Genomic DNA, 25,749 nt, shown 5'->3' with positions numbered 1-25,749 from the left:
GGAAGCATCCTGCGGTCGCGATCGATCAGGTGCAGCAGCGTCATGCGCTCCTCTTCGATAGAGGCGACATCCGCCACATCGATCGGCCGTTCCAGCTCGGCCAGATGCGCCTTGCCGCCCTCGACACGTTCGTTGCACTCCTCCAACTGGGCGAGCAGCAGCGCCTTGAAAAAAACCAACTGAGCCTCGTTCATGTAGTCGGACTCAGGGGCCAAAAGTAGTTCGTCTCGTGTCATGCCATGCATCCTCTTCACACCCCTTCGAGGGCGCGCGGATTCTACTACTTCTTGCTCGTCTGAGCGTCAATTCACCGCTGGAACGACGCTCATGACACGGCCGCCCAGCGCTGCAACTAGGTCAGCTTCTCCGAGGTTCGCGCCTGGCAACGCTGGGCTGCCAACAAAGCCACTCGTGCCCCAGAGGTATGCAAAATCAGAGTCGCTGGTCACCAGGAAGAAAGTATCCGCTCGGTGATCGAATAATGCCTCCAAGGCATCGAGCGCCAATGCAATATCGGAAGTGTTCTTTCCAGCTGCATGATGGCTTCGGGGAAGCCGTTCAGGCCATCCATGCAGGCCACGAAGATGTCCTGTCTGGAGCGACAATGTCATTCATGAACCGGTTGCCAAAAAACTCGTACACCCTCTGCCCGTCAAGCCCAACGCGTACACCAGGGGCTTTCCATATCCAGAACGTCAATCCCTATCGCAGTAGATTAAGAAGCTAGATAATCTGCTTTCATGGTATGGACACCCACTACCTCCCGAACTATCTGGGCTGACGCCGCATGATGGCGCATTACCAGCAGAACATTCGGCCGGATCACTGCATCCAGGAGTCAATCGGACACACCACACAACGCGTGATACTGGCCAGTGAGCCCCATCTATATCCGGTCGACCTAAGCCCCAGCCTCCCGACGCCCCCAGTAGGAAGACGTGGCCATGAATTTTTCCATACTGCCGGCGGCAGCGTTAAACCTTTCGGACTCAACTGAGTCCTGTCAGCTTTTCCGTCCGATGAGTTGCAGGAACTCCTGGCGAGTGTTGCTCGACTCGCGGAAGGCGCCAAGCATCACCGAGGTGCTCATCACCGAGTTCTGTTTCTCCACCCCGCGCATCATCATGCACATGTGCTTGGCTTCGATCACCACGGCCACGCCCGCGGCGCTGGTCACCTGCTGCACCGCTTCGGCGATCTGCCGGGTGAGGTTCTCTTGGATCTGCAGGCGCCGCGCGTACATGTCGACGATACGCGCAACCTTCGACAATCCCAGCACCTTGCCGGTCGGGATATAGGCCACATGCGCCTTGCCGATAAAGGGCAGCAGGTGGTGTTCGCACAGCGAGTACAGCTCGACGTCCTTGACCATCACCATCTCGTCATTGTCGGAGGCGAACAGGGCGCCGTTGACCACTTCCTCCAGGTTGGTCTGGTAGCCGTGACACAGGTACTGCATGGCCTTGGCCGCCCGCTTGGGCGTATCCAGCAGACCTTCGCGCTCGGGATCCTCGCCGACACTAATAAGAACTTTACGAAAAATACTGTCCAGTTTTTGGCTCATTGAAAACTCCTCACGGTCAACTTACCTCCGTCGTTGGCTGATGTAGGGCTAAGAACCAGTCAAAACCTACACACTTTGCTCTCTCGTATCCTGCGCTCCAGGTTTTCCACCTTGCCCCCACACCAAGAGTGCCGATCAGGGCTAGTGTGTAAACCCAGTACGTTGTTCAGTGGAAGTGAAACGCGACTGATGGGCGGGCTGTATGGGCTAGCTCTCCACTGTCATCGTTACATGGGAACAGTTGGATGAAGTTCTCAAGATTTAATGATCTGTGTGTCCCTGCTACCCGGCAAACGTCCAGACTACTCATGAAAACTTCAGGCGCTATCTCGGCACTGCTCTCACCGAATGCCCTGTCTAGGAGCTGATGGGAAATTGCCCCCCAACCTATCGATACCATGAGCAAAGGCCACACAAAATTCGTGCAAATATCCCGCGTTATCCACGCGCACCGTTACCCATGATGCGCGCCTCGCTATCCAGGGTGCGTATGGCTTTCGCCAGGTAGAGTCCTACCGCGCTTGGAGCCCAATCCCCGGTCGGGTCGAGCAAATGCCGGAGCACAAATCGATAGTTCCTGAGTGGGGCTTTCAGAGTCTGCACAAGAACGTGATCCTGCTCGCTCAACTCGGCAAATCGCTGTGCGATGCCAGCATCCAAGGCGGTAGTCGCGCTCTCGTTGAGAATCCAGATATCGCCGCCGAAATTCGGGAAGGACGCCATCTGGTAGGACAGCAGCATCCGCCCGATATCGTGACTGAGCCCATGCAATCCGCTCTGTGTCTGCGCCATCTCAGGCGTCGCGTTGTAGCGTTCGGTGAGCGATTTATCCAGACGGAAATGCGCCTCGATGACGCCCGGCACCCAACGTGTATAGGCGGGCCATACCGAGCGCACGCCGGTGGCGCTCTGCGGCAAGTTCTTCAGGTCAGCAACCGCATTGTCGAGTTGGCGGATCTGCTCGGTGATCGCAACCTCGCCAGCCTGTACGGATAACTCGCGCAGTTGATTCAGGTTGCGAGTAAAGGCTTCAGCATTCTCCGCCTCATAGGGAATGCCGTTGAGGTTGTAGTAGAGCAGCACGTTGACCGTCGCCATCGTCGCCAGCGTGCGCATTTCCTGAAGCTCTTGGCGGTTCAGCGCGGCCAACGCTTCTCCTCTGGTACAGGCCAGTAGCATCAGTATCAACAGGTAGTTCAGCAGACGGCTTTTTTTACAGTTATCACGTTCCAAAACGCTCTCCTTGTTCAGGCTATGTCCACGCAGCCCATGACCGATAACTCAATCCTTACCCACGCTTGCAGCTAAGGTGCGCAACTGTGTTGGGCATCAACTGAAGTCTCCATCGGTCAATAGCGACCGATCGCGCCACTGTTCGATCTCCCGCCCCATGGCTGCTAGCTTGCCGGTCACTACCTGTAACGCATCGGAACCAGCGAGATAGCGCAGCGGTGGCGCTTCTTCGGCGGCCAAACGCACCAGAATCGCCCCGAGCTTGGCCGGATCGCCGGACTGTTTGTGGTTGTTGGCTGCAGAGGATGCTTTGATCTTCTTGCTGAATTCGATGTAATCCTGCAGGCCTTTTCCACCCAGCGCCGCGGAGCTGTTGTCGAGGAAATCGGTGCGGAAGGCGCCAGGTTCGACAATGGTCAGGTGGATGCCGAACTGCGCCACTTCCTGGGCCAGCGCCTCGGAGAAGCCCTCAATCGCGAACTTGGCCGAACAGTACAGCGCGGCGCCGCCCATGCCGGCCACACCGGCGATCGAGGAAATGTTGAAGATATGCCCGGAGCGTTGTCCGCGCATCACGGGCAATACCGCGCGGCAGACGTGGAACACGCCAAAAACGTTAGTGGCGAACTGCCTCTCGACAGCCTTCACGTCGTTTTCCTCAAAGGGTCCCAACTGGCCATAACCAGCATTATTGACGGCGACATCGATGCGCCCAAAACGACGCAGAGCAGCCTCCACCGCCAAGGCCGCCTGCCCCTCCTGGGCAACATCCAATTGCACCGACAGCACCCGCTCGCCATAGCAGCCAAACAGGGTTTCGAGCCGGGCCAGATCGCGGCCCGTGGCGACCACATTGTCGCCGGCAGCCAGCGCAGCCTTGGCGATTTCCGCACCGATGCCGCGCGACGCGCCAGTGATGAACCATGTCTTGATCATTATTGTTCTCCGGGTTCAGGCCAGTGGCCGGAAAAGTCAGGCGTATCTGTCCGCCGAGCTGACCAGCCCCGCTCGCCCGACTCAGCTCATAGATTATATGAACATATTTACATTTTTTGTTCATATAATCTATAGTCCAGCCAGCCTCCCGGAGCGACTCCAGGCCGCACACCGGCTAGGCGTGTCTGTCGCTGCGTTGCAGATCACCGAGATAAAGGAGTACACAGATGCTGATCGATATACACGCTCACCTTGTGACCAAGGGCATGCTCAATCGCCACGCGTTCTGGGGCCCCTTCATGAAAACCACGGGTTTTACCGTCGGCCATTTCTCCCTAGGCACCAAGCAACCGTCCAAGGCCGCCAACGATGAAGAGGCCGAAGCCAACCTGCTGGCGCGCATGACCCACGAGAGTCGGCGCAAGCTGATGGCCGAACGCGGGGTGGACAAGCTGGTGTTGTCGGCCCCCTCGCATGCCTTCATGTACTGGGCCGACGAGTTCGGCAGCGAATACGCGCGGATCTGCAACGATGAAATGTCCGCCTATTGCCGTCAGGACCCGGCGCACTTCGACTTCTGGTGCCATGCCAACCTGGCCGAGCCGGCTGCCGCGGTGGAGGAAATCGAGCGCGCCGTCACCCAGTTGGGCGCGAAGGGCGTCTGCGTCGGCGGGACTAATTTCAACGGCATCGAAACGCACGACGAACGCCTGTTTCCGGTTTGGGAAAAGATCGCCCAGCTGGATGTGCCGATCATGGTGCATGGCTTCAATCAGTCGATGTACTGGGGCGACAAGCATACCGACGACAAGTTCGAGACGACCTCCATCGTCGGCGACTGTGTCGATGAAACCCTGTTCTTCTGGTACCTGATCTGTGGCGGTGCGCTGGACGCCTTCCCCAACCTCAAGGCCTACATCACCCATGCCGGCGGTATGGCGGTGTTCCAACTGGGCCGCCTGAGCGAGCTGAACCGTGCCATGGCTCCGGATGCCCGTAATCAGAAGCCGCTCATGGACTACATGGCGAACTTCTACTTCGACCTCGATGTACATGCGCCGGGCCTGCGCCGAGGCGTCGCGGAGGTGGTCGGGGTGGACAGGCTGGTCTACGGCACCAATTTTGGTGGCGCCTACGACCATGGCGATCTCACCGCAGGCCTGGGTCTCGACGACAGCGAACGCGAAAAGATCCGCAGCGGCAATGCCATCCAGTTGCTCAAACTGGACATGCCCGGCTCTCTCTGAGCCCCAACCACAGCTCGGTGTGAGCTGCGCCACACCTCAGTTGTCAGGGCGATGGGTCGGCGGATAGGCGCTGGGTCAGTCGCCCTGCGCCAGTGGCTCGACAACTGGCTTGAGCCGCCCCTGCGCCAGCACAATACCGAGCAGGATCAGCCCGCCACCGATGGCGTGGTAACCATGCAAGGCCTCGTCGAGCATGAGCACCGCGAGTACGGCGGTGAGCAGCGGTACCAGGTTCATGAACACGGCGATCCTCTCCGCGCCCAGGATAGCAAGTGCGTAATTCCACAGGCCCGGCGCCAGCCCCGATGCGAAGAGCCCGGCATAGACCACCAAGGGGATGTTCTGCGCGGTCAGTTGCACCGAGGCGGCGAGCAGGAAGGCCGGAATCAGCACCAGCAGGCCGCAGAAGATCTGCACATAGAGTGACACCCAGGTAGAAACCGGCAACTGCCAGCGCTTCAGCAACAGGCAATACAACGCATAGGAGACCGAGGCCAGCAGCATCATCAGCTCGCCCTGGCCCATCCCCTCCGCCCACAGCCGGCAGGGTTGCCCCGCGCTGATAAGCAGCGCCAAGCCAACGAATGAAAGTAGCCCGCCCAAACAGACACCTGGCGTGGGCCGGGTGCGCAGCAGCGGGATGGCGAGGAGAAGGGTCAACAGCGGCATGGTGCCCAGAATCAATCCCATCGACATGGCCGAAACCGTATGTGCGGCAAAATAGGCCAGCGATTGGTACAACGCCATGCCGAGCACGCCGAGGCTGAACAGCTGCCAGAAATGCCGTGCGATCAACTGCCGCTGCCGCCAAACCCCGGGCAGCAGCCAGGGGCTGAGCAGCACAAAGGCCAGCAACCAGCGGTAGAAGGAAATGGCCGCCGGATCGATAGCGCCGACCGCCAGGCGATTGACCACGGTGCTGCCGGCCCAGATCAGCGCGGCCAGCACGGGCAGGATATAGAGCATGGGACGACTGAATCCTCGACCGGCGTTGATCCCGCAGCCTGAGCGTTACGCCGAGACCCGGACGGCCGAGCCGTGGCGGCATGCGTTCGCTGCGCCTACTTGGCGACTCGGGTGGACGAAAGGCGCGGCGCTCACGACTCAGCCGTACTCAGCGCGGCTTCTGGTAATACCCCACCGCAACCGCGTAGTCGCCGACCTTACGGATCAAGGTGCTCTTGCTCTCGCTGCGCCCAGTCACCGGGTTGCGCCACAGGTACGTGAGTTCGCCCTCGCCCTTGCCGTTGACGATCTCGAGCATCTGCTCGCCGATAGGCACACGATCGTCGGACTGCACGGCACGGAAGTCGGTGCCAACCATCCTCAGGTTGTAGCCGTGCGCGACGTAGCGCTCCGTTCGCAGGTCGGCGACGAACACATAGAGATCGTCGCGAATAAAGTTCGCATCCAGGTTGTTGATGCGCTTGAAGGTTTCCTTGGGGTTCTCGGCCACGGCGGCCGTGGCCCGCTCCAACAGGATTACCGCTTCCTCCGGGCTGGCACGCGGCATGTAGTAACCAACCGCAAAGATGCGCTCGCCGACACGCCGAAAGAACACGTGTTTGCGTTCGACTTTACCGTCGTTCCAGTTCATCCAGCGGTATTCGGCGCGGTGCACCGCGCCACTGTCAGGCAGGCTCAAGGCCTCCTGGAAAGCCGCGTTGAGCCCTTCGTTCAGCGCGCGACTGATATTGCGCCCGACCAGGTTCACCGAAGGCCCACCGCTGGCCAGCATCACCCCGGCAGTATCCAGGACATAGACATACAACTCGCCGTCGATGAACTCGCCCTGGCGACTGAACGCTGCCAACGCAACGTCGCCGCTCGCTTGGTAATGCGCCACGGCCTTGTCCAACAGGGCTTCCGCCCGCTCAGCCTCGGGTGCGTAACGTTGTTCGAGCGTCTCCTGTGCGGCTACGCCCGACAACGAGAACAACCCCAGGAACAGGAGCAAGGTAGAGCGAAGCAACATCATGGCAATTTCCTCAACGACTGATCCTGCGAGGACTGTTCAACGGCATTTCACAGCGTGCGACCGATGATTTCCTTCATGATTTCCGAGGTGCCGCCATAGATACGCGCAACCCGTGCATCGACCCAGGCGCGGCTGATCTTGTATTCGCTCATGAAACCGTAGCCACCATGCAGCTGGAGGAACTCGTCGAGCAGCTTGCCCTGCATTTCCGAACCGAGCAGTTTGGCCATCGCCGCGACGTCCGGGGCCAGCTCGCCGCGCATCACCTTGGCCAGGCAGTCGTCGACGAATACCCGCAACATGGTCGCCTGCGCCTTGGCCTCGGCGAGCTTGAATCGGGTGTTCTGGAAATCCAGCACCGGCTTGCCGAAAACCTTGCGCTCACGGGTGTAGTCGATGGTTTCTTCGAGCAGCGTGTGGATCGACTGCGCCGCACGGATGGCGATGATCAAGCGCTCCCAAGCCAACTGGTGGGTGAGGTACTTGAAGCCCTGGCCTTCTTCGCCCAGGCGGTTACCGACCGGCACCCGCACTTCGTCGAAGAACAGCTCGGCGGTGTCCTGGCCCTTCAAGCCGATTTTTTCCAGCAGGCGCCCCTTGGAAAAGCCCTTGCGATCCTCTTCGATACAGATCAGCGTCAGTTCCTTGGCCGCCGGATCGAGCTTGGTCGCGGTGACCATCAGCCCGGCGTTGCCACCGTTGGTGATGAAGGTCTTCTGTCCGGAGACGATGTAATCGTCGCCATCGCGGCGGGCCAAGGTACGCATGGAACGCAAATCGCTGCCGATGCCCGGCTCGCTCATGGCGATCACCCCAATCAGCTCGCCACTGACCATGCGCGGCAGCCACTTGAGCTTTTGTTCTTCACTGCCATAGGCCACGATGTAGGGCGCGACGATCTCCGAATGGGTGGTGAAGCCCACTGCGGTGGCGTTAGCCCTGGCCAGCTCTTCGATCATCACCGCCGAGTGACCGAAATCGCCGCCTGAGCCGCCGTACTCCTCTGGCACGGTCGAACACAGGAGCCCCAGTTCGCCGGCCTTGAGCCAAACGTCCTTGGGCACGATGCCATTCTTTTCCCACTCATGCAGGTACGGAACGATTTCGCGATCAACGAAACGCCGCGCCATTTCGCGGAACATATTGTGGTCTTCTCGGAAAACGCCACGCATAGCTATCACTCCAAATTCGGTTGGTTGTCTCAACGGTCCTGGTAGTCAGGCTTGCGCTTGTCCATGAAGGCGACGACGGCCTCATGGTGGTCTTCCGTGTGATGGGCCAGCGACTGATAGGCAGCCGACAGCTCCAACAAAGAATCCAGACGCATGTGCTGACCTTCACGCAATAGGCGCTTGCACAGACGCAGGGCATGGCCAGGGTTACTGGCGATGCGCTGGGCTAGCGCATGCGCCTCGGCCTGCAGAGTCTCAGGAGTACAAATCTGCTCCACCAGCCCCCAGTCCAGGGCCTTGGCGGCGTCGATGGTGTCGCCGGTGAACGCCATCAGGCTGGCCTTGGGGATGCCGATGATGCGCGGCAACAGCCAAGCGCCACCGTCGCCGGGTACTATCCCCAGGCGCACAAAACTTTCCGCGAACAACGCCGTGCTGGAAGCCAGGCGAATGTCGCACATACAGGCCAGGTCCAGGCCGGCGCCGATGGCCGGACCGTTGACCGCGGCAATGACCGGGATATCCAGCTCGTAGAGCGCCAGCGGAATGCGCTGGATGCCATCGCGGTAGGTATTGCGCAATTCATACGGCGAACCGGAGAAGATGCCGCCGCGCTCGCGCATGTCCTTGACGTTGCCACCGGCACAAAAGGCGCTACCGTTGCCGGTAAGAACCATCACTCTCGCCGAACGATCGCGGCGCAGTTCGGCACAGAGTTCAACGAACTCCTGGATCTGTTCCGGTGAAGTCAGCGCGTTGCGGGTTTCCGGGTGATTCATGCGCACGGTGACGATGCCACCCTCGCGCTCGATCTGCAGGAAGGGGCTCATGCCGATTTCCTCTCAAGAGTACATAGCTGTTGATTGGCATGGTCGGTCAACAGCGCCCAGTAGCCTTCGCCACCAGCGCCGCAGACCATCTGGCCGATGCGCTGACTCCACAGGCTCGCCGAACCGAATTCGCTGCGCCAAGCCCACAGCCGTCGCGACAACAGATGCAGCGAGTACTCCTGGGTGAAGCCGATGGCGCCGTGCACCGAATGCGCGATGCCAGCGCCAACGCTGGCGGCTTCAGCGGTACTGACCTTGGCCGCGGCGATGGTAAAGGTGGCGAAAAGCGTATCCGACTCGGCGAAGGCGGCTTCAGCGGCAATACCCGCCGCCGCGGCCTGTTCGGCGAACACCGCCAGCTGCTGCTGAATCGCCTGGAAGGCCCCGATGGGGCGGCCGAACTGGGTGCGCTCGCTGGCATAAGCCGAGGTCATATCCAACAGGGCATGCAACGCGCCGGCGATCTGCGCCGAACGCAGCAGGGCGCCGCCCAACTGCAACACCTCGACCGACAGCGATGCGGGCAATGGCGCACAGGCCAGCACCCGCGCCCCAGTGAAGTGCAGGCTGTCGCGTGGTTCGCCGGCCACATTCAGGCTCAATGTCTGGCTGGCAGCACTCTCGGTGGACAGCAGCACCACGCTCGGCGTCGCGCTGTTGCGATCGGCGATGGCCACCAGGCTTTGTGCATGCCGGCCCCAGGGCACGTCACGCAGCACCCCGACCACTGCCCCATCGCGCAGGCTCAGATCCGCCTCCGCGGCGAAGCTGAGAATGCCGGTCTGAGGCTCGAGGCCGGCCTTGCCGAGCAGCCAGTTGCCCAATAGCGCCTCACCCAGCGGGATCGGCGCGGCAAAGCGACCCGCCGCGCGGGCCAACACATAGAGGTCGGCCCAGCCGGCCTCGGCACCGCCCAGGGATTCCGGCACGGCCGCCAGGGTGAAACCGGAAGCTTCAACCGCCGCCCAAAGTTCGGCCGGCCACTCGCCGCCTTCGCAGCCAAGCACGTATTCCGGCGTCGCCAGGTCGGCGAGCAGACGCTCGATAGTCGATTCGAATAACTCTCGCATAATTATCGCAACCCCATGCCGCGCGCGATGATGCCGCGCAGGATTTCGCGGGTGCCTCCACGCAGTGAGAAAGACGGTGCCATCTGGGTCAGGTAGGCGAGAACCTGGGCATGCTCGCTGCCGCCCTCCTGACGAGGCTCGGCCTCCAGCAGCAGCTGCGCGACCTCGGGAATCTCCTGTTCGAACAGGTTGCCGAGGTCCTTCACGCAGGAGGCAGCCCAGGCCGGGTGTTCGCCCGCCGCCAACTGTGCGGTGACCGACAGCGACATGTTGCGCAGGGTCAGCAGTTTGGCGCTGAGACGGCCGATTTCACGGCTCTGCAAGGCGTCGGGCTGACGACCCACGGCACTGATCAGCGTCTTCAGCAGCTCGATGCAACTGAGGAAGCGCTCCGGACCGCTGCGCTCGAAGGCCAGCTCGGCCGTTACCTGATCCCAGCCTTTGCCTTCGGTGCCGATCAGGGCGTCGGCATCGAGTTGGACGTTGTCGAAGAACACCTCATTGAAATGCTCGCCGCCAGCCAGATCGCGAATCGGCCGAATGGTGATTCCCGGCAGGCGCAGGTCGACGATGAACTGCGACATGCCCTCATGGCGTGCGGCCTGCTTTTCGCCGGTGCGCACCAGGGCAATCATGAAATGCGCATGCTGGGCATTGGTGGTCCATACCTTCTGTCCGTTGAGCAACCAGCCAGCATCGTTACGGGTGGCCGAGGTCTTGATCGAGGCCAGATCGGAACCGGAATTCGGTTCGCTCATGCCGATACAGAAGTAACTCTCGCCCCGGCAAATCGGCGGCAAATAACGCTCCCGCTGAGCTTCGCTGCCAAAACGATTGATCAACGGCCCGCTCTGCCGGTCGGCAATCCAGTGCGCCGACACAGGCGCGCCAGCGGCCAGCAGCTCCTCGATGATCACGTAGCGGGCAAACGGCCCTGCGGCCGCGCCGCCGTACTGCTCGGGCAGCGCCATGCCGACCCAACCTTGGGCACCGAGCTTGCGGCTGAAGGCCGCATCGAAGCCCATCCAGGACTGAGCCCTGGCGGTTGTCGGGTAATCGCCGAGATTGTTCTGAAGGAACTCCCGCACCTCGTCGCGAAGTGACTCCGCCTCGGCGGGAATTCTGCTGTAGGTGAACTGGGTGATAGACATGTGCGCTCTCTAAACTGGGCACGAGGCCTGGCCGCCAAGCGGCGACCAGGCAAGCCGATGCTGTCAGCCCTCCCGCCGTGGAGCAGCGGGAGGGGCTCCGCCAGTGGCCTGTTTGGTTAATTCAATTAACCCATTAACCGCACAGGCACTAGACCTTAAAGCGCAGTACCGGCGTCGGCCTTCTCGAACATCGCATTGATGTCGCCCGAAGTGACCGGCTTGCCGTCGTTGCGTCCATGGTCGGCACCGCCGAGACCCAGTGCCGGCTCGATGCTGACATGCGTCGCCTTGGCCCGCAGCGCAGCAACGGTGCAGTTCTCGCGACCGTGGATGGAGAACGGATCGAAGGAGAACTCACGCATGGCATTGAGGTGAGTAACCTTGTCGATGGTCTCCTTGGACAGGTGCTGCAACCCTTCCCAGGCGGATTCTGGCGAGTTCGGCCAGGTGCAGTCGGAGTGCGGGTAGTCGCTTTCCCAGGTGACCATGTCTTCGTTCATGAACTTCAGGTTCTGCAAGCCGAAATTATCTTCGATGAAGCAGGTGACGAAGTGCTTCTTGAAGATATCGCTGGGCATCTGCCCGCCGAAGTTGGAATTGGTCCAGGCATTGTGGTGCCGGTGAGTGAAGTCCGCTCGCTCCAACAGATAGGGAATCCAGCCGATACTGCCCTCGGACAATGCCATGCGCAGGTTAGGGAATTTTTTCCACATCGGTGCCCAGATCCAGTCGGCCGCCGAGTTGGCGATGGAGATCGGCATGGAGGTGATCCAGGCGTCGATCGGCGACAGGTCGGAGGCATGATTGGCCTTCACGCCGGTGCCAATGTGGCAGCAGATCACGACGTTGTTGTCCGAACAGGCTTTCCACAACGGATCCCAGTAGTCGCTGTGAATCGAGGGATAGCCATGAATCGCCGGGTTATCGGACAGCGACACGGCATGTACGCCAAGTTTCGCCAGGCGCGTGACTTCCGCGGCAGCGGCCTGCATGTCCCACCAGGGCACCAGCATCAAGGGGATGAAGCGTCCCGGCGCGGCGTTGCACCAGTCGTGCAGGTGCCAGTCGTTGTAGGCCTGAATGGCGGCCAGGGACACGGCGCGGTCTGGGTGGTTCTGGAAGCGTTGGCCGGCGAAGCCGGGGAAGGTCGGGAAACACAGCGAACCGAGAACGCCGTTGGCGTTCATGTCGTCGACACGGTCCATGATGCTCCAGGTACCACGGCGCATCTGGTCGTAGCCCAGCGGCTCCATGCCGTATTCCTCTTTCGGGCGACCGACCACGGAATTGAGGCCCATGTAACCGGTGGCCTGCTCCTCGAACACCCAGACGTCGCGTTCGTCACGCTTGACCACATGCGGCTCGCGTCCTTTGAAGCGCGCCGGCATATGGCGGGCAAAGGCATTTGGCGGCTCAATCGCGTGATCATCGACGCTGACGAGAATCAGATCTTCAACCTTCATTGTTTTTCCCCTTCGCTTTCGGGTTCTTAATTGTGCTATCGATCATAGAGCACACCGGGGTTTAATTAAACACATTTTCTATATATGTTCAAATAATTAACGGATTACCCGGAGCCGCCAGCCGACGAACGCACCGCATGTCACGATGGCAGCACCCCCGTAAACGGGTTAATCCCAGATCACATGCACGTTATGCGGGCCGCGCAACTGGGCACCAATGATCTCCGGCGCGGGCTTGGAAGGGTCCAGGCGGATGTTGGGCATCAGGTCGAGAATGGCATTGAGCGCACAGTTGATTTCCGTCTTGGCGACAAACTGGCCGATACACATGTGCGTACCGAAGCCGAAGCCGAAGGATGGCCGCACGCGCCGGTCGATATCGAACACATCGGCGTTCTCGAAGGCGTCTTCGTCGCGGTTCGCCGAACTCACGATGCACGACACCATCGCGCCTTTGGGAATGCTCACGCCACGAATCACCATGTCTTTGTCCGCCTGGCGCACCTTGAAGGTCGCGACGGGTTCGTAACGCACCGACTCGTCGATCGCCTTGGCCACCAGGCTGCGATCCTGGCGCACGCGCTCGAGCAGCTCAGGCCTCTCGAGCAGGAGGGTCATCAGGGTGCCAAAGGTACGGGTGGTGGTCTCACTCGCGGCCGGCAGCAGCGAGCGGACGAAGGTGGCAATATCATGGTCGTCCAGCGAGCGTCCCTCGTATTCGGCGCGGATCAGCCGGCTAATCAGGTCATCGCCCGTCGCACCCTCCTCGCGGCGCTGCGCCACCACCACCTTGACCACGTCATAAAGGGCCTTGGCAGCCTCCATGGCGGCAGCGCGAGCGGCTGCGGCCTTTTCCGGATCGACCTGTGGACCAGCCAGAATCGCCAGCGCCCAGGCGGCGTACTGTTCGATGTCTTCCGGACGGTCCTCGGGAAAGCCGATCAGTGCATAGATCACGCGGATCGGGAAATGCAGGGCGAACTCCATAATGTCGGCGCTTTTACGCGCCACCATGGGCTCGAGGTATTCCTCGCGGATGACGCGATCGATCCTGGTTTCTTTCCAGCGATTGACCGTCTCGGGCATGAATACCGGCTGCAGCAGGTTGCGAATGCTCTTGTGCGCCTCGCCGTCCATCGCAGTGAGGATCAAACCGTCGAAGAACGAACCCAGTCCCTCGGCGATGAAGCCGTTGGTGAAGTTAACGTGATCGCGCATGACCGCCATGACGTCATCGTATTTGAACAGAGTGAAGGTTGGGCGGTTAACATCGAGCCCAGCGATAGAGGGGACCCCCAGGCGCGCCATGAAGTTTTCTTGCAAGACAGGGGAGTTTTGACGCATGTCGCGATACACGGCATGCAGGTCGACATCGGCGCCGCGATAGTTGCTCGCCACATTGGCGAACACCTGCTCCAGCTTGCTCTGTTCTTGTTCGGACATGTTCGTCTCCTTTCTTGTTGTGCATAGCCATGACGCGGCCCGCAGAGGCCAGCATATTGCTAGTCATCTTAGGCGCAACCCATCACTAGCTGAACGGTTTTTTACAATTTGACCAAATGCACTTAAATTTGCTGCCCAACATAGGTAATAGCCGCAGCCGTCAATAGGCCTGCTGGACATAGGTCATACGGCCACCGGCAAGCATCAGTGCGCAATACATGTTCAGCTCCACGACCTGGGCTGAGGTGAAGTACTGCGCCAGTTGCGCATAGTGCTCATCGCCGATCGTCATATAGTCGCCGGCGAACAGCTCGGCGAAGCGCAAGCCCGCCTGTTCTGCGGGACTGAAGCGCTCGCTGTCGCTGGCCAGGCAGGCGATGTCTTGCTCGCTGACCTGGTCGGACTTGCGCGCCACCTGACAGGCCTGACAGTTGGTGATGCTGGCGATCTTCAATCGCAGCAATTCACGCAGGCGCTCTTCGAGAAGGCTGTCGCAATGCAAGCTTTCCATCAGGGCCAACCATGCCAATGCCACCTGCGGGCGGTGCGCCCAGACCTGAACAGGTTTGGACGAACTGAGCATGCGACTGTCCTGCCCTCGCGCAATCGCCTCGCGGAGCTCGACCGGCATTTGCTCCAGACCGAGCATGGCTATGCGGGCCATATTCAGATCCGCTCGATGATGGTCGCAGTGCCAAGGCCACCTGCGCAGCAGATTGCCTGCAGGCCATAGCGCCCGCCCCGTCGCTCCAGCTCGTTCAACAGGGTGGTCATCAACCGTGCGCCACTGGCGCCAAGCGGATGACCGAGGGCAATTGCCCCACCGTTGACGTTGAGCCGGTCATGCGCCACACCGGTCTCGTGCATCCAGGCCAGCGGTACGGAAGCGAAGGCTTCGTTGATTTCGAACAGATCGATGTCAGCAAGTGTCAGCCCGGCTTTATCCAGCACCTTTCTGGTCGCATCGATCGGACCGGTGAGCATCAAGGTCGGGTCCACGCCAACAGTGGTGAAGGCGCGGATGCGCGCGCGAGCCTTCAGACCCAGGCGCTTGGCGGTATCTGCGGACATCAGCAGCAGCGCCGCCGCACCATCGGAAATCTGCGAGGAGTTGCCGGCGGTGATCCGTCCAGTGTCCGGGCGGAAACTAGTTTTCAGGGTCGACAATTTTTCCCGCGAAGTGTCACGGCGGATGGTCTCGTCCGCCTGCAGTATGCCGGCGGGCTCGGTGAGCGCATGCTCGCGCAACTCAGCGACCGGCACCGGTACCAGTTCATTATCGAAATACCCGGCATCGGCGGCGTGCGCCGCACGGCTATGGCTGGCGAATGCGTAGTCGTCCAGTGCATCGCGGCTCAGCGACCACTTGTCCACCACCCGCTCGGCGGCCTCGCCCTGGCTGGTCAGATCGTAACGCTCGGCCGCCATCCAGCCGAAGGCTTCGCCATGGATCTCACGGTTACTGCCCATGGGTACGCGGCTCATGTTTTCCGCGCCACCGGCAATGATGATATCGGCGGCACCTGCGGCAATCGCGCCGACAGCCGCATGCACTGCCGCCTCGCCGGAACCGCATTTTCGGTCCAGGGTCATACCCGGAATGGTCACCGGCCAGCCGGCTCCCAACAAGGCGGTGCGCGCGATGTTGGCGGACTGCTCGCCGATCTGCGTCACGCAGCCGAAGATCACATCATCGACCTGTGCGGGCGATAGGCCGGTGCGCTCCAGCAGCGTATTGAGCACCAGCGCCCCCAAATGATCGGCACGCACCCCGGCAAGGCTGCCACGGAAACGGCCGACAGGCGTGCGCACAGCATCAACGATCACGATGTCGCTCATAGGGCACTCGCCTTGAGGCCGGAGTTCGGCACCTGCTTACCCTCTTCATAGCGGTAGACGCCGCTCCCAGTCTTGCGCCCCAGGCGACCGGCCGCGACCATCTTGATGATCAGCGGGCACGGGCGAAACTTCTCGCCTAGCGATTGATGCAGATATTTCAGTACCGACAGACGGGTATCCCAGCCGGTCAGGTCACCCAGTTCCAGCGGCCCCATCGGGTGGTTGAAGCCCAGACGCAGGGCGGTGTCGATGTCCTCGGCACTCGCCGTGCCTTCCTGCAGCATGTACATGGCTTCGTTGCCCAACAGCGCAGACATACGGCTGGTAGTCAGGCCAGGGGACTCGTTGACGATGATCGAGGTCTTGCCCATGGCATCGCACAACGCGCGGGTGCGCACCACGGTTTCGTCGCTGGTAGCCAGGCCGCGCACCAGTTCGATGAGTTTCATCTTGTGCACCGGATTAAAGAAGTGCATGCCGATGACCCGATCCGGGCTGGGCACTGCAGCGGCGATCTCAGTCACGCTCAACGCCGAGGTATTGGTCGCGATGATCGCCCCAGGCGCCAGCAGCGGCTCTGCCTGGGTAACCACGGCCTTCTTCACCGCCAGCTGCTCGGAGACTGTCTCGACTAGCCAATGCGCGCCTGCTGCAGCCTCACTCAGATCACGACAGATAATCAGGCGTGCCAGGGACGCTTGCGCAGACTCTTCGGAGACTTTGCCGAGCTTGACCCCGGCGTTGAGGATGCTCTCGATGCTGTCCTTGGCACGGTTCAGCGAGTCGGCGTTGGTGTCTACCAGCAAGGTGGGATAACCGGAACTGGCGAAACCATGCGCGATGCCGGTGCCCATGAGCCCGGCACCAACGACTACGACTTTCTCTTCTTTATTCATATTCATATTCGCTCTCGATTAGACGCGGGACTTTTCGCTCACAACGTTGCGTAACGTACCGATGCCCTCGATCGTTGCTTCGACCACATCCCCGGGATTCAGAAACAAACCGGTGCCCATCCCCACGCCGGCGGGCGAACCGGTGAAGAGAATGTCGCCACAGGCAAAACTGGAGCGCTGCTGGACGAAACGGATCAACTGCCCGACATCCCAGGTCATCTCGGCGGTAGAGCCATCCTGGCGAGTCTCGCCGTTGACCTTAAGGGTCAGGCGCACCTTGGGCGATCCCTCGGGGAACTCGTCCTTGGTGACGACCCAGGGACCGACGCTAGTCGTACGGTCCTGGCTCTTGGCGGCGAACAGATCCATGCCGATACCTGCCGGACCGCTGCGTTGCAGGTCGCGGGAACTGACGTCGTTGCCGACGGTATAGCCGAGAACGCAGCCTAGGGGGTTTTCCAAATCGATTTCGGCACTGCCGATCACCACCACCAGCTCCACTTCGTGATCGAGTTCTTCGGTCAGGGGTGGGTAGCGGATCGGGTCATGCGCACCGATCAGGGCACCATAGGCCTTGAGAAAGGCCACCGGCTGCGCCGGCGCGGCGAGACCGAAATCTTCGGCCAGGTGCTTGGCATAGTTGGCCCCCGCCACCACGACCCGGTTCACCGGCTCTATAGGTGGCAGCAGGTGCACCTTGGACAAGGGCAGCGTCATCCCGGAAAGTCGCAACGCGCTGATCCCGGCCCCTCCGGCAACTGCGGGTGCCCAGGTGCTGAACTCCCCCTCTATAGGGTGTACTTCATCTCGCAGCGGATCGACCACCGCCCAGAACGAGCCGGTTTCATGGTAGGAGCAACGAGCAAGTTTCATCAGACACCAACCTTTCCGACCTTCGCCGGGTCAAGGTGCAGCAGCTCGCAGGCGTTCTTCCAACGGATCTTCTGCAGATCTTCATCCGACAGGCGCAGCCCTTCGGTCAGGTCATGCCGAACCGCATCACTACCGCCGAAGTTGGAGCCATAAAGAACCCGATCCGCGCCGATAACATCGACCATGGCCTGACGCATCGGCAGCTCATGCAGCTCCACATCGAAGTAGAAGTTGGGCAGGTAGTCCAGGAAAGGCTTTTTGTTGTGGTAAACATCCAGGTTCGGATTGGTCTGAGCCATACGCCCCAACTGGTAGGGAACGAAGCCGCCACCGTGGGTGATATAGATCTTCAGATTGGGGAAGCGGTCCAGCACACCGCCGTTGATCAGATACCACAGGCACTTGGTTTCGTCGTAGTTCATGCCGACGATAGCGGTTGTTTCAAAACGGTCGGTGTTGGCTTCTTTGCCCCAGGTCACGGACTGGTTGTAACCATGCACGAAGATCGGCACGTCGAGATCGCACAGCGCCTGCCATACCGGGTCCAGTTCCGGCGAGTCATACTCCATGCCGCCAAAATTGGAACCCCCCGCAACCAGGCCCTTGGCGCCCAACTCGGTAACCGCGCGACGGATTTCCTTGGCCGCTTCATGCGGCACGTTCAGTGGCGCATGCGCCCAGAACATCAGGCGATTGGGCGCAGCCGAGCAATAGTCGGCCAGCACGTCATTGACCTTGCGGGCGAAGGGAACGGCAAACTCGGCCTCAGTCCAATACATGTAACAGTGACTCGGAACCGACAGAACCTGAGCGTCCTGGCCAGCGGCATCCATCGCGGCGAGGCGGTTGTTCGGGTCGCGCCACTTGGCCATGTACTCTTCAACGTTCAGCGTCTCGCCACGCGCATGCGCCTCGCGTAGCGCCTTCTTACGTTCCGGGGCGCCCAGCGACAGGATCCAGTCACCCACACGCAACTTGATGTCGCCATCGGGCTGGGCCTCAAAGGCCGGCCCCCAATAGGGATGCTGGTTGTAGTAATCGGGATGGGGGGCGTGAGCATGAAGGTCGATGAGCATATTCAGGTACCTCGAGGTTGGCACTTTTGTGGTTGTGTGGCGCGGGGCTTTCAGAGCAGTCAAACGGCCATAAACCGCCTTGGAGGAAAGCGCATAGAGCCCGCAGTCAACTCAGAGCATAAGTTTAATCTGATCATAAATCAAAAATCTGTTCAATTTATTTTCAACCACACACAGAGGGCCCATGGCAGAGCCCTGCCTGCAGCGGCCACAGACAAGCGGCTGCGCGAAACAGGACAGGCAACGACTCAGGGGGGGTTAGCAGAGGAAGCAGCATCCTGGACGCCGCGTCGCCCTCAATTGCTGAAGGCAGCGGCTAAAATCCAGGTAGGGGCAAAGGCGCAGGAAAGATCAGCGGCGGTTACGCGAGGTCGAACCTATGGCCAAAGCTGTCGCCAGCTTTTTCACGCGAATTGGCAGCAGGCGACGACCGGCGCTTTCCGGCACAAGAATCTCACTCAGCACATAACGGATGATCATTTCGCAGATCAGTTCACGATCGAGCCTGACGCCGAGCCGGGAATCCCACTCATCGAAAACGATGTCCAGCAGGTCCTGAAAGCGCACGATTGAGTCGTGGAAGATTCGTCGAAAGAATCCCAGCGCATAATCTGGAGCCACCACCAGCAGGCGTCGTGCCCGGCTCTGCTCCAGATAGTCGTCCAGGTAGGTAATCAGCGCATTCAAACGCGCCTCGGGGTCCGTAAGGTCACCCAAGGCCAGCGTCAGCGAACTGTGGAAGCTATCGCGCTTGTGCCGGGAAAACGTATCCAGTAGGTCTTCCTGGGAAGAGAAATAGCGGTAGAAGGTTCCACGCGAGACACCCGCGACCTGACAAACGTCGAGGATCGAGATGCGATCCGCGCCAGAGCGCAATACCACTTCCTCGGTCGCCACCAGAATGTTGGCGATGGTTTCCTCGGAGCGCCGGTTGGGTTTTACCGGGGCACCATTGGTCGATAATCCCGCACTCTTAGGCGAAGTCATTTTGGGCAACGCGGTCGGTTTCTCCACAGCAGTGATTTTCTTCTTCCCGGGCTTGGGGGCCGCGATTTTATCGGCCTGGATGGCGAGCTTGGGCATGGATAAACATACTCATTAAGCTGAAAAAAGTGACATTACCATAGGATCTAGGCAGGGCAGCCTGTTTTTGTTCAACTCTTTAAGGAAGACATTTTATAAATTTGAATCTAGAATCGCATTCTCTCTTCAAAATAAAAGTAGCTTCCCAATGGCTGGGCAGCCTCCATAGGAGAAAAGTCATGAGCGGTACTGGTCATCCAGACACTTGGGCAGTGGGCGAAAGAGACACTGTCATCGCAGCACTCGAACGAGCGGTAGCACGTCATCCAGACAAAATCCTGCTTGATTTCAGCGGAGAATTGTACACTTACGCTGAAGTTGACTCACTATCCACCAAAATGGCCAACGCCCTGGCCGCCCTGAACGTCCAGGCCGGCGAAACCGTTTTGACCATGCTGGACAACAATATCGATGCGGTCGTCTGTTGGCTGGCGATCAACAAACTGCGCGCCGTCAGCGTGCCCATCAACACCGCGCTCAAAGGTGAGTTCCTACGCCACCAGATAGCCGATACCGGTACGGCACTGATCATTTGCGAGGCGGCTTACCTGGCGCGCATGACCCCCCTGGCCGACCAGCTCACCGAGGTGAAACAGATTCTCTACCGCGGCGAACTCGACACCCCGACCGCCTGCAGCATTCCGATCGCCGCGCTGGCAGAGCATCGCGGCCAGGACGACACGCCGCTCGCCATAAAACCCGAGCCGTCCGACCTGGCCTGCCTGATCTACACCTCAGGCACCACGGGTCCGTCGAAAGGCTGCATGATCAGCTACAACTTCATGTGCAACCTGGCCCGCCTGCAACTGCGCGCGGGCCCGGCCAACGAGAACGACGTCACCATCACACCGTTGCCGTTGTTCCACATGAACGCCCTCTGCGTCAGCATCATCGCCAGCATCCTGGTAGGCGCGCGCGCCGCCATCCTCCCGCGCTTCTCGGTGTCCAATTTCTGGCAAGAAGTGGAACGCTCCGGCGCGACCATCGCCTCGATCCTCGGCGGCATGGGCGGCCTGCTGGCTCAGGCGCCGGACAACGATGCCATGAAACGCTGCTTCGGCCAGATTCACACGGCACGCGGCAACCCCTACACCGAGGAGACCAAGAAAATCTGGCGTGAACGCTTCGGTACGCCCCTGGTTGGCGGCAACGGCTACGGCCTCACCGAGGCCTGCGTGATCACCTCGCTGGCAGCCGGCGAATACGCCGCGCCAGGCTCCTCCGGCAAAAGAATTGCCGACTTCGATGTGCGCATCGTTGACGACAATGACGTGGAAGTCCCGGCCAACACCGCGGGTGAAATCGTGGTGCGACCGCTGCGCCCGGACATCATGTTCCAGGGCTACTGGCAGCGCCCGGCAGACACCTTGAAACTGATGCGCAACATGTGGCTGCACACCGGCGACATCGGCAAATTCGACGACGAGGGCTTCTTCTACTTCGTCGATCGCAAAAAGGACTACTTGCGCCGCCGCGGTGAAAACATCTCCAGTTTCGAGATGGAAGCCGCATTCGCCGTGCATCCCGCGCTAGCGGAAGTCGCCGTGCATGCCGTGCCTTCCGACAAGGGCGAGGACGACGTCAAGATTACCGCGGTGCTGCATGAGGGCGCACAACTCGAAGCGGAAGAGCTATTTCGCTGGGCGACAGACTCGGTGCCCTACTATGCCCTGCCGCGTTATATCGAGTTTCGCAGCAGCCTGCCGAAGAACCCGCAGGGTCGGGTGCTGAAATACCAGTTGCGCGACGAGGGGAAAACAGCCGGCACCTGGGACCTCGAAGACACCGACATCAAGGTCTCGAAACGCTAACGTCTCCGTTCAACGCTCCGCATGCATCCATGAACCCATCGCTCTCTTGAAACGAGAGCGATGGGTTCATGCTCGTGGGCATCTATTTGTAAGAAAACCAAATGAGCTGGCCGAGCAACAGCATCAGCCAGAAGCGCAACAGTGAAGGCAACTACGGGATTGAGCTACGCCAATCTGCCCAGGCTACACACCAAACACCCAGCGGTGACGCTCACTGGAAAACACGCCAACGACTGGCGCTGACGTGGATGAACCTGCTCAAGGCGCAACGGGAGTTGTGCCTGTGCCTCAATACTCCCGGATAGGCACGCCGGCCGGCCGCGAGTTGTAACCCGGCAGGTGCAGGCCGCCGTCGACATGAATGGTCTCGCCGGTAACAAACCGCGACATTTCCGAAGCCAGGAATACCACCACTGGCCCGATATCCTCTTCCGGCTCTCCGCAACGCCCCAGCGGCCGCATCGATGCGGATTTTTCGGCGAAACCCGGGTTCTCCTCCGCCAACTTATGGAAGGTCGCCCCCATGGCTGTCGGCGCGATGGCGTTCACCCGAATGTTGAAACGCCCCCACTCCGAAGCGGCACTACGCGTCAGGCCGACAATCGCCGCCTTCGCTGTGTTGTAGTCACCGTGCAGCCAGGCGCCGATCTCGGTGTCGATCGAATAGAAATTGATGATCTTGCCGCCGCCCCGCGCTTGCATATGCGGCAGCGCGGCCTTCATCGACCACCAGGCCGCCCATACAGTCGAGTCGAGGGTTTGCGCGAGCATTGCATCGGTCTTCTCCTCGAGCAGCACGTTGGGGGTTGGCGCGAAGGCATTGTTGACCAGAATGTCCAGGCCATCGAACTGCTCGACTGCCAGCTGGATAGCCGCTTCGATATCACTCTTGCTAGAGACGTCGGTCTTGATGAATAGCGCCCGCGCGCCTAGAGCCTGCAGCTCCTCGGCCACCGCTTTACCGCTGTCTACATCAAGTTCGGCGACCACAACCGCCGCCCCTGCCTTGGCGAAACTATGCGCTACGCCCCGACCAATGCCTCCGCCTGCGCCCGTGATCAGCGCCACCTGTTCTTGCAGCAGCCCCATGGGGAACTCCTTTTTTGTTTTAGATGAACATTTTTGTTTATAGTGTTCAGATACATCCTAATCCAACGTTACAAGCACGGCTAGAACAACTGTAAGGATAATTAGCTATGAGCACCTTTCGCCGTCGAGTGGACATCGCTTCGTCGCAGCAGCACGCTGCAGGTGAAGTACGCGCCACTCTGGAGGACGACTTCCATCATTTCCGCGTTTGGGCGCGCCATGATCGGGGAGTGCTTACCGCCATCGGCGGCGAGGCACTGCGCTATCCCTATTCCGCTTGCCCTCAGGCTACCGAACAGCTGCAGCAATTACTCGGTATGCCCCTCGATCGCATTGCCCATTCAGTGACACGCCAGGTCGATGCACAACACCAATGTACCCACCTGCTCGACCTGGCCGGCCTGGCGATTGCCAATGCTGCACGCCAAACCATCCGGCGCCGTTACGACATACAGGTTCCCCAGCGCGTCAACGAGCACACCAGGGCGACATTGCTCTGTGATGGCATTGAACAGCTGGCGTGGGAGGTACAGGGCTCAATCATCCAAGCGCCTACAGCCTACGCTGGCGTCAACTTGCGTGAGGGCATGGCACGATGGGCGCTGAATAACCTCTCCAACGAAGAAGCGGAAGCTGCACTATTACTGCGCCGCTGCACGCTGATTTCCCTGGGCAGGGCATACAACCTCGACGCCCAGGCACATGCGGCGAGCACCGGTCTCTGCTACAGCCAACAGCCGGAGCGGGCCGTGTTTGCCTCAAGAATGATAGGGTCGACCTGGGATTTCAGCGCTGCACAATCGGCCCTGTGCGCCGACGACCAAGACTGGCTCGGCCAATTGGCCCCGAGCCATACCGGTTCGGCCTGAAGGCGGCTCCGGTAAGGCTCGAAGGTCTGGCACCTGCTAGAGGAAAACCGCGAGATTGGGCGTTCCCAGCACGGCCTGGTCGATGATGACCTCACGACGCGCCAACTTGAAACCATCCTCGCCTAGACGCAGTACATCGCGCCGCTCGCCACTGACGATATCGACGTGATGGTCCTTGAACCGGTTGCGGGTCAGCAACAGGTAGCTGGTGACGACGAACTCATTGGCCTTTTCCGTCTCCTCGACGAAGACATTGGTGACCAGCCGCCGCGTGCGCGAGGGTGGGTCCTCGGCCCAGGCGCTCTTGCCTGACAGGCGCAGGATGCGCCCCATGATCGAACGGTAGTCGTCGTGGTAATGCTGTACGCTGCGCACGATGCTAGCCGACTGCTCGGCCTGCAGGCGGGTATGCCGCAGCGGCACGGTGTAGACCAAGTCAGTGGCAAGCCGCTCGCTCCATTCCTTGAGGCGAATCTGGTCGAGTAGCGTGGCCTCCTCGTAGAGGAAGGTCAGTACCTGATTGTAGAGATCCGAACCGATAGAAACACGCTTGATGCCGACCGGCGAGCCCGGCTGAATCTGCTCGGCACCGCGTTCTTGTACTTGAGCCATGGGTAACTCCCTGAAACTTATTGTTGTGAGCTAGGGATGAGCGGACGCGCAGATCAATCCTGCGCGGTCATCAGCTCATGCCAATACAACCACCAGTGCCATTGGGTATCGTCCTTGGTAAAGCCTTCATTGACGATGCCAGGGCCCGGCCAGCCCTCGGGCGCACCGGTTTCAAAGCAAGCCTGGTATTTCAACGTACTCTTGCGACCCATGGCGCCTTTGGCGGACAGCGTCATGTGCGGCCAGGTGTCGGAGTCGTCCTGCTCGACCATGCCGGAGGTGCCGAACAACTGGATGGTCTGCTTGAGCATCTTCTCGCGCAGCTCGGCCGGTGCATCTTTCTCGGCGAAGATCCAGTTGACGAACTCGAGCTTATCGGGGCCGTGCGGCACATAGGCGTGCAAGGTCATGGAGCCGACCACAGTACCGTCGGGCTGAGGAATGTAGACGAAACCGAAGAGAATATTCGGGAACATGCCACCAACCTGCGGAGGCATGGTGGTCAGCACCTGCAGTTGGTCCTCAGTCAGATTGCGTGCCAATTGCTCGACCATATCGCGGGTCATGCCGGCCGGCGGTAAGGCATCGAGCTTTTCCTGGACTGAAAGCTCGGCGGGATCGAGGCCGGTCAGACGCTTGATCTTGCGCGCCAGATCGATGCAACGCAGCGCATGGCCATGCGGCGAGCTGATTTCCACGCCGATCATTTCCGGGCTCAGGTCCGTACCTTCGCCCTCGCCTTCGCCTTTCTTGGCGTAGTTGCCAACTTCGCCCAGCCAGCGGTGCAAGGTCAGGGTATGGAAGCCATCTGCTGCCGACTGTTCGCCAGCGGTCTTCCAGTTGGCATTGACGATGAAACGCTGCGGTGGACCCAATACCTCCATGCCTTTGTCGCTGCGGCAGAAGAGCATGTCGTAGTACCACTTGGCATCGCCGAGGAATTCGTCGAAGGACGGTCCGTCGATGTTCCAGGTGGCGAAGATCAGGCCGCCATAGAGCGTCACGCGGGCCTTCTTCAGACCCAGCTCCTCCTTGGCCATCATCTTGCCGTGCATGCACTCGCGCTCGATCGGCGAACCGATGAAGTCGCCGTTTGGGCGGAACGCCCAGCCGTGATAGATGCACTTGTGGATCTGCGTATTACCGCAATCGGCAGTGCTGATGCGCATACCACGGTGCGGGCAGACGTTAAGCGACACGAAGACTTCACCGTCCTTGCCGCGAGCGGCAATCACGGAATCCGAACCCATATCGCGCACCATGAAATCGCCCGAGTTGGGGATCTCCGATTCGTGCCCGAGCAGGACCCAGATCTTGCCGAAGATTTTTTCCATCTCCAGCTCGTAAATTTCCCGATCCGACAGCACACGCATCTGCACTTCGCGGGTCGAGGGATAGATAAGATCCGAAACCTTGGTTCCGTCGGACAACACAGGGCTTGTTGTTGTTAGCATGAATGCCTCCTGTTCAGGGCGCTACGGCTATTTGAGACGCAGCAAAATATAAGACACTTT

Annotated in this window: 24 protein-coding genes and 1 pseudogene; 3 read left to right on the top strand and 22 right to left on the bottom strand. The window is 60.2% G+C overall.

The genetic code is table 11. The features are described 5' to 3' along the window. The 5 genes and pseudogenes from BM315_RS17430 to BM315_RS17410 form a co-directional block, all read right to left on the bottom strand. A partial coding sequence (locus tag BM315_RS17430) for a TraR/DksA C4-type zinc finger protein (protein ID WP_483153966.1) occupies window positions 1–236 on the bottom strand: 236 nt, incomplete at its 3' end. 237 nt (window positions 237–473) lie between these two features. After that, window positions 474–611, bottom strand: a pseudogene (locus tag BM315_RS25550) (hypothetical protein); the annotation flags it as partial. Between the two features lie 392 nt (window positions 612–1,003). Further along, window positions 1,004–1,564, bottom strand: coding sequence for a GTP cyclohydrolase I FolE (gene folE, locus BM315_RS17420; RefSeq protein WP_090503380.1), 561 nt, complete (start codon window positions 1,562–1,564; stop codon window positions 1,004–1,006). Window positions 1,565–2,002: 438 nt separating this feature from the next. Further along, window positions 2,003–2,797 carry a hypothetical protein gene (locus BM315_RS17415; RefSeq protein WP_090503378.1) on the bottom strand — a complete coding sequence of 265 codons (795 nt, stop codon included), beginning with the start codon at window positions 2,795–2,797 and terminating at the stop codon, window positions 2,003–2,005. A gap of 96 nt (window positions 2,798–2,893) precedes the next feature. Continuing rightward, entirely contained in the window at window positions 2,894–3,733 is an 840-nt protein-coding gene (locus BM315_RS17410; protein WP_090503375.1) for an oxidoreductase, read from the bottom strand. Window positions 3,734–3,960: 227 nt separating this feature from the next. Here BM315_RS17410 and BM315_RS17405 point away from each other — a divergent pair, with 227 nt between their 5' ends. Continuing rightward, window positions 3,961–4,980, top strand: a complete 1,020-nt coding sequence (locus BM315_RS17405) for an amidohydrolase family protein (RefSeq protein WP_090503373.1) — start codon at window positions 3,961–3,963, stop codon at window positions 4,978–4,980. Between the two features lie 75 nt (window positions 4,981–5,055). Here the strand turns inward: BM315_RS17405 and BM315_RS17400 are convergent, their stop codons facing one another. The 14 genes from BM315_RS17400 to BM315_RS17335 form a co-directional block, all read right to left on the bottom strand. Then, window positions 5,056–5,946, bottom strand: coding sequence for a DMT family transporter (locus BM315_RS17400; RefSeq protein WP_090503370.1), 891 nt, complete (start codon window positions 5,944–5,946; stop codon window positions 5,056–5,058). Between the two features lie 148 nt (window positions 5,947–6,094). Then, complete coding sequence (locus BM315_RS17395; RefSeq protein ID WP_090503367.1) at window positions 6,095–6,958, bottom strand: cache domain-containing protein; 864 nt, start codon at window positions 6,956–6,958, stop codon at window positions 6,095–6,097. Window positions 6,959–7,005: 47 nt separating this feature from the next. After that, on the bottom strand, window positions 7,006–8,130 hold the full coding sequence (locus tag BM315_RS17390; RefSeq protein WP_090503364.1) for an acyl-CoA dehydrogenase family protein: 1,125 nt from the start codon (window positions 8,128–8,130) through the stop codon (window positions 7,006–7,008). Window positions 8,131–8,159: 29 nt separating this feature from the next. After that, window positions 8,160–8,960, bottom strand: a complete 801-nt coding sequence (locus tag BM315_RS17385; RefSeq protein WP_090503362.1) for a crotonase/enoyl-CoA hydratase family protein — start codon at window positions 8,958–8,960, stop codon at window positions 8,160–8,162. Further along, a complete protein-coding gene (locus BM315_RS17380) occupies window positions 8,957–10,030 on the bottom strand; it encodes an acyl-CoA dehydrogenase family protein (RefSeq protein WP_090503359.1) in 1,074 nt (357 codons plus the stop codon). The genes BM315_RS17385 and BM315_RS17380 overlap by 4 nt, the downstream gene beginning before the upstream one ends. A 2-nt stretch (window positions 10,031–10,032) precedes the next feature. Next, complete coding sequence (locus BM315_RS17375; RefSeq protein WP_090503357.1) at window positions 10,033–11,181, bottom strand: acyl-CoA dehydrogenase family protein; 1,149 nt, start codon at window positions 11,179–11,181, stop codon at window positions 10,033–10,035. Between the two features lie 155 nt (window positions 11,182–11,336). After that, window positions 11,337–12,644 carry an amidohydrolase family protein gene (locus BM315_RS17370; RefSeq protein ID WP_090503354.1) on the bottom strand — a complete coding sequence of 436 codons (1,308 nt, stop codon included), beginning with the start codon at window positions 12,642–12,644 and terminating at the stop codon, window positions 11,337–11,339. A gap of 168 nt (window positions 12,645–12,812) precedes the next feature. Next, complete coding sequence (locus tag BM315_RS17365; protein WP_090503352.1) at window positions 12,813–14,087, bottom strand: cytochrome P450; 1,275 nt, start codon at window positions 14,085–14,087, stop codon at window positions 12,813–12,815. A 160-nt stretch (window positions 14,088–14,247) separates the two neighbouring features. Continuing rightward, a complete protein-coding gene (locus BM315_RS17360) occupies window positions 14,248–14,751 on the bottom strand; it encodes a carboxymuconolactone decarboxylase family protein (protein WP_170862245.1) in 504 nt (167 codons plus the stop codon). Between the two features lie 2 nt (window positions 14,752–14,753). Then, a complete protein-coding gene (locus tag BM315_RS17355) occupies window positions 14,754–15,926 on the bottom strand; it encodes a thiolase family protein (RefSeq protein WP_090503349.1) in 1,173 nt (390 codons plus the stop codon). Then, window positions 15,923–16,828 carry a 3-hydroxyacyl-CoA dehydrogenase gene (locus tag BM315_RS17350; protein ID WP_090503347.1) on the bottom strand — a complete coding sequence of 302 codons (906 nt, stop codon included), beginning with the start codon at window positions 16,826–16,828 and terminating at the stop codon, window positions 15,923–15,925. The genes BM315_RS17355 and BM315_RS17350 overlap by 4 nt, the downstream gene beginning before the upstream one ends. 12 nt (window positions 16,829–16,840) lie before the next feature. After that, window positions 16,841–17,695 (bottom strand): fumarylacetoacetate hydrolase family protein, encoded by an 855-nt coding sequence (locus BM315_RS17345; protein WP_090503344.1) that lies wholly within the window; start codon window positions 17,693–17,695, stop codon window positions 16,841–16,843. Beyond that, window positions 17,695–18,771: an amidohydrolase family protein gene (locus BM315_RS17340; RefSeq protein WP_090503342.1), complete on the bottom strand. Its 1,077-nt coding sequence runs from the start codon at window positions 18,769–18,771 to the stop codon at window positions 17,695–17,697. Before BM315_RS17340 ends, BM315_RS17345 begins: the two co-directional genes overlap by 1 nt. Window positions 18,772–19,122: 351 nt before the next feature. After that, window positions 19,123–19,758: a TetR/AcrR family transcriptional regulator gene (locus BM315_RS17335; RefSeq protein WP_244527323.1), complete on the bottom strand. Its 636-nt coding sequence runs from the start codon at window positions 19,756–19,758 to the stop codon at window positions 19,123–19,125. Between the two features lie 275 nt (window positions 19,759–20,033). Here BM315_RS17335 and BM315_RS17330 point away from each other — a divergent pair, with 275 nt between their 5' ends. Continuing rightward, entirely contained in the window at window positions 20,034–21,665 is a 1,632-nt protein-coding gene (locus BM315_RS17330; protein ID WP_090503338.1) for an ATP-dependent acyl-CoA ligase, read from the top strand. A gap of 288 nt (window positions 21,666–21,953) precedes the next feature. Here BM315_RS17330 and BM315_RS17325 read toward each other — a convergent pair whose 3' ends face one another. Beyond that, the gene (locus tag BM315_RS17325) at window positions 21,954–22,754 is read right to left on the bottom strand and encodes an SDR family NAD(P)-dependent oxidoreductase (RefSeq protein WP_090503336.1); all 801 of its coding nucleotides are present in this window, start codon (window positions 22,752–22,754) and stop codon (window positions 21,954–21,956) included. Window positions 22,755–22,861: 107 nt separating this feature from the next. On the opposite strand from BM315_RS17325, the gene BM315_RS17320 reads away from it, so the two are divergent. Then, on the top strand, window positions 22,862–23,623 hold the full coding sequence (locus BM315_RS17320) for a DUF2889 domain-containing protein (RefSeq protein WP_090503333.1): 762 nt from the start codon (window positions 22,862–22,864) through the stop codon (window positions 23,621–23,623). Window positions 23,624–23,659: 36 nt separating this feature from the next. On the opposite strand, the gene BM315_RS17315 is transcribed toward BM315_RS17320, so the two are convergent. Continuing rightward, a complete protein-coding gene (locus BM315_RS17315) occupies window positions 23,660–24,235 on the bottom strand; it encodes an aromatic-ring-hydroxylating dioxygenase subunit beta (protein WP_090503331.1) in 576 nt (191 codons plus the stop codon). 53 nt (window positions 24,236–24,288) lie between these two features. Continuing rightward, complete coding sequence (locus BM315_RS17310; protein ID WP_090503328.1) at window positions 24,289–25,689, bottom strand: aromatic ring-hydroxylating dioxygenase subunit alpha; 1,401 nt, start codon at window positions 25,687–25,689, stop codon at window positions 24,289–24,291. Window positions 25,690–25,749 lie beyond the last annotated feature (60 nt).

Source organism: Pseudomonas borbori, from assembly GCF_900115555.1.
Classification (GTDB): Bacteria; Pseudomonadota; Gammaproteobacteria; order Pseudomonadales; family Pseudomonadaceae; genus Aquipseudomonas; species Aquipseudomonas borbori.
This window is presented reverse-complemented; position numbering and strand designations above follow the sequence as displayed.

Bases quoted from the DNA above. Each gene is read 5' to 3' on its own strand.
- BM315_RS17325 (WP_090503336.1), bottom strand. From the start codon at position 22,754: ATGGGGCTGCTGCAAGAACAGGTGGCGCTGATCACGGGCGCAGGCGGA.
- BM315_RS17330 (WP_090503338.1), top strand. From the start codon at position 20,034: ATGAGCGGTACTGGTCATCCAGACACTTGGGCAGTGGGCGAAAGAGAC.
- BM315_RS17390 (WP_090503364.1), bottom strand. From the start codon at position 8,130: ATGCGTGGCGTTTTCCGAGAAGACCACAATATGTTCCGCGAAATGGCG.
- BM315_RS17400 (WP_090503370.1), bottom strand. From the start codon at position 5,946: ATGCTCTATATCCTGCCCGTGCTGGCCGCGCTGATCTGGGCCGGCAGC.
- folE (WP_090503380.1), bottom strand. From the start codon at position 1,564: ATGAGCCAAAAACTGGACAGTATTTTTCGTAAAGTTCTTATTAGTGTC.
- BM315_RS17365 (WP_090503352.1), bottom strand. From the start codon at position 14,087: ATGTCCGAACAAGAACAGAGCAAGCTGGAGCAGGTGTTCGCCAATGTG.
- BM315_RS17380 (WP_090503359.1), bottom strand. From the start codon at position 10,030: ATGCGAGAGTTATTCGAATCGACTATCGAGCGTCTGCTCGCCGACCTG.
- BM315_RS17350 (WP_090503347.1), bottom strand. From the start codon at position 16,828: ATGAATATGAATAAAGAAGAGAAAGTCGTAGTCGTTGGTGCCGGGCTC.
- BM315_RS17410 (WP_090503375.1), bottom strand. From the start codon at position 3,733: ATGATCAAGACATGGTTCATCACTGGCGCGTCGCGCGGCATCGGTGCG.
- BM315_RS17370 (WP_090503354.1), bottom strand. From the start codon at position 12,644: ATGAAGGTTGAAGATCTGATTCTCGTCAGCGTCGATGATCACGCGATT.
- BM315_RS17320 (WP_090503333.1), top strand. From the start codon at position 22,862: ATGAGCACCTTTCGCCGTCGAGTGGACATCGCTTCGTCGCAGCAGCAC.
- BM315_RS17375 (WP_090503357.1), bottom strand. From the start codon at position 11,181: ATGTCTATCACCCAGTTCACCTACAGCAGAATTCCCGCCGAGGCGGAG.
- BM315_RS17310 (WP_090503328.1), bottom strand. From the start codon at position 25,689: ATGCTAACAACAACAAGCCCTGTGTTGTCCGACGGAACCAAGGTTTCG.
- BM315_RS17340 (WP_090503342.1), bottom strand. From the start codon at position 18,771: ATGCTCATCGACCTTCATGCTCACGCCCCCCATCCCGATTACTACAAC.
- BM315_RS17355 (WP_090503349.1), bottom strand. From the start codon at position 15,926: ATGAGCGACATCGTGATCGTTGATGCTGTGCGCACGCCTGTCGGCCGT.
- BM315_RS17335 (WP_244527323.1), bottom strand. From the start codon at position 19,758: ATGACTTCGCCTAAGAGTGCGGGATTATCGACCAATGGTGCCCCGGTA.
- BM315_RS17405 (WP_090503373.1), top strand. From the start codon at position 3,961: ATGCTGATCGATATACACGCTCACCTTGTGACCAAGGGCATGCTCAAT.
- BM315_RS17360 (WP_170862245.1), bottom strand. From the start codon at position 14,751: ATGGCCCGCATAGCCATGCTCGGTCTGGAGCAAATGCCGGTCGAGCTC.
- BM315_RS17385 (WP_090503362.1), bottom strand. From the start codon at position 8,960: ATGAGCCCCTTCCTGCAGATCGAGCGCGAGGGTGGCATCGTCACCGTG.
- BM315_RS17315 (WP_090503331.1), bottom strand. From the start codon at position 24,235: ATGGCTCAAGTACAAGAACGCGGTGCCGAGCAGATTCAGCCGGGCTCG.
- BM315_RS17345 (WP_090503344.1), bottom strand. From the start codon at position 17,695: ATGAAACTTGCTCGTTGCTCCTACCATGAAACCGGCTCGTTCTGGGCG.
- BM315_RS17395 (WP_090503367.1), bottom strand. From the start codon at position 6,958: ATGATGTTGCTTCGCTCTACCTTGCTCCTGTTCCTGGGGTTGTTCTCG.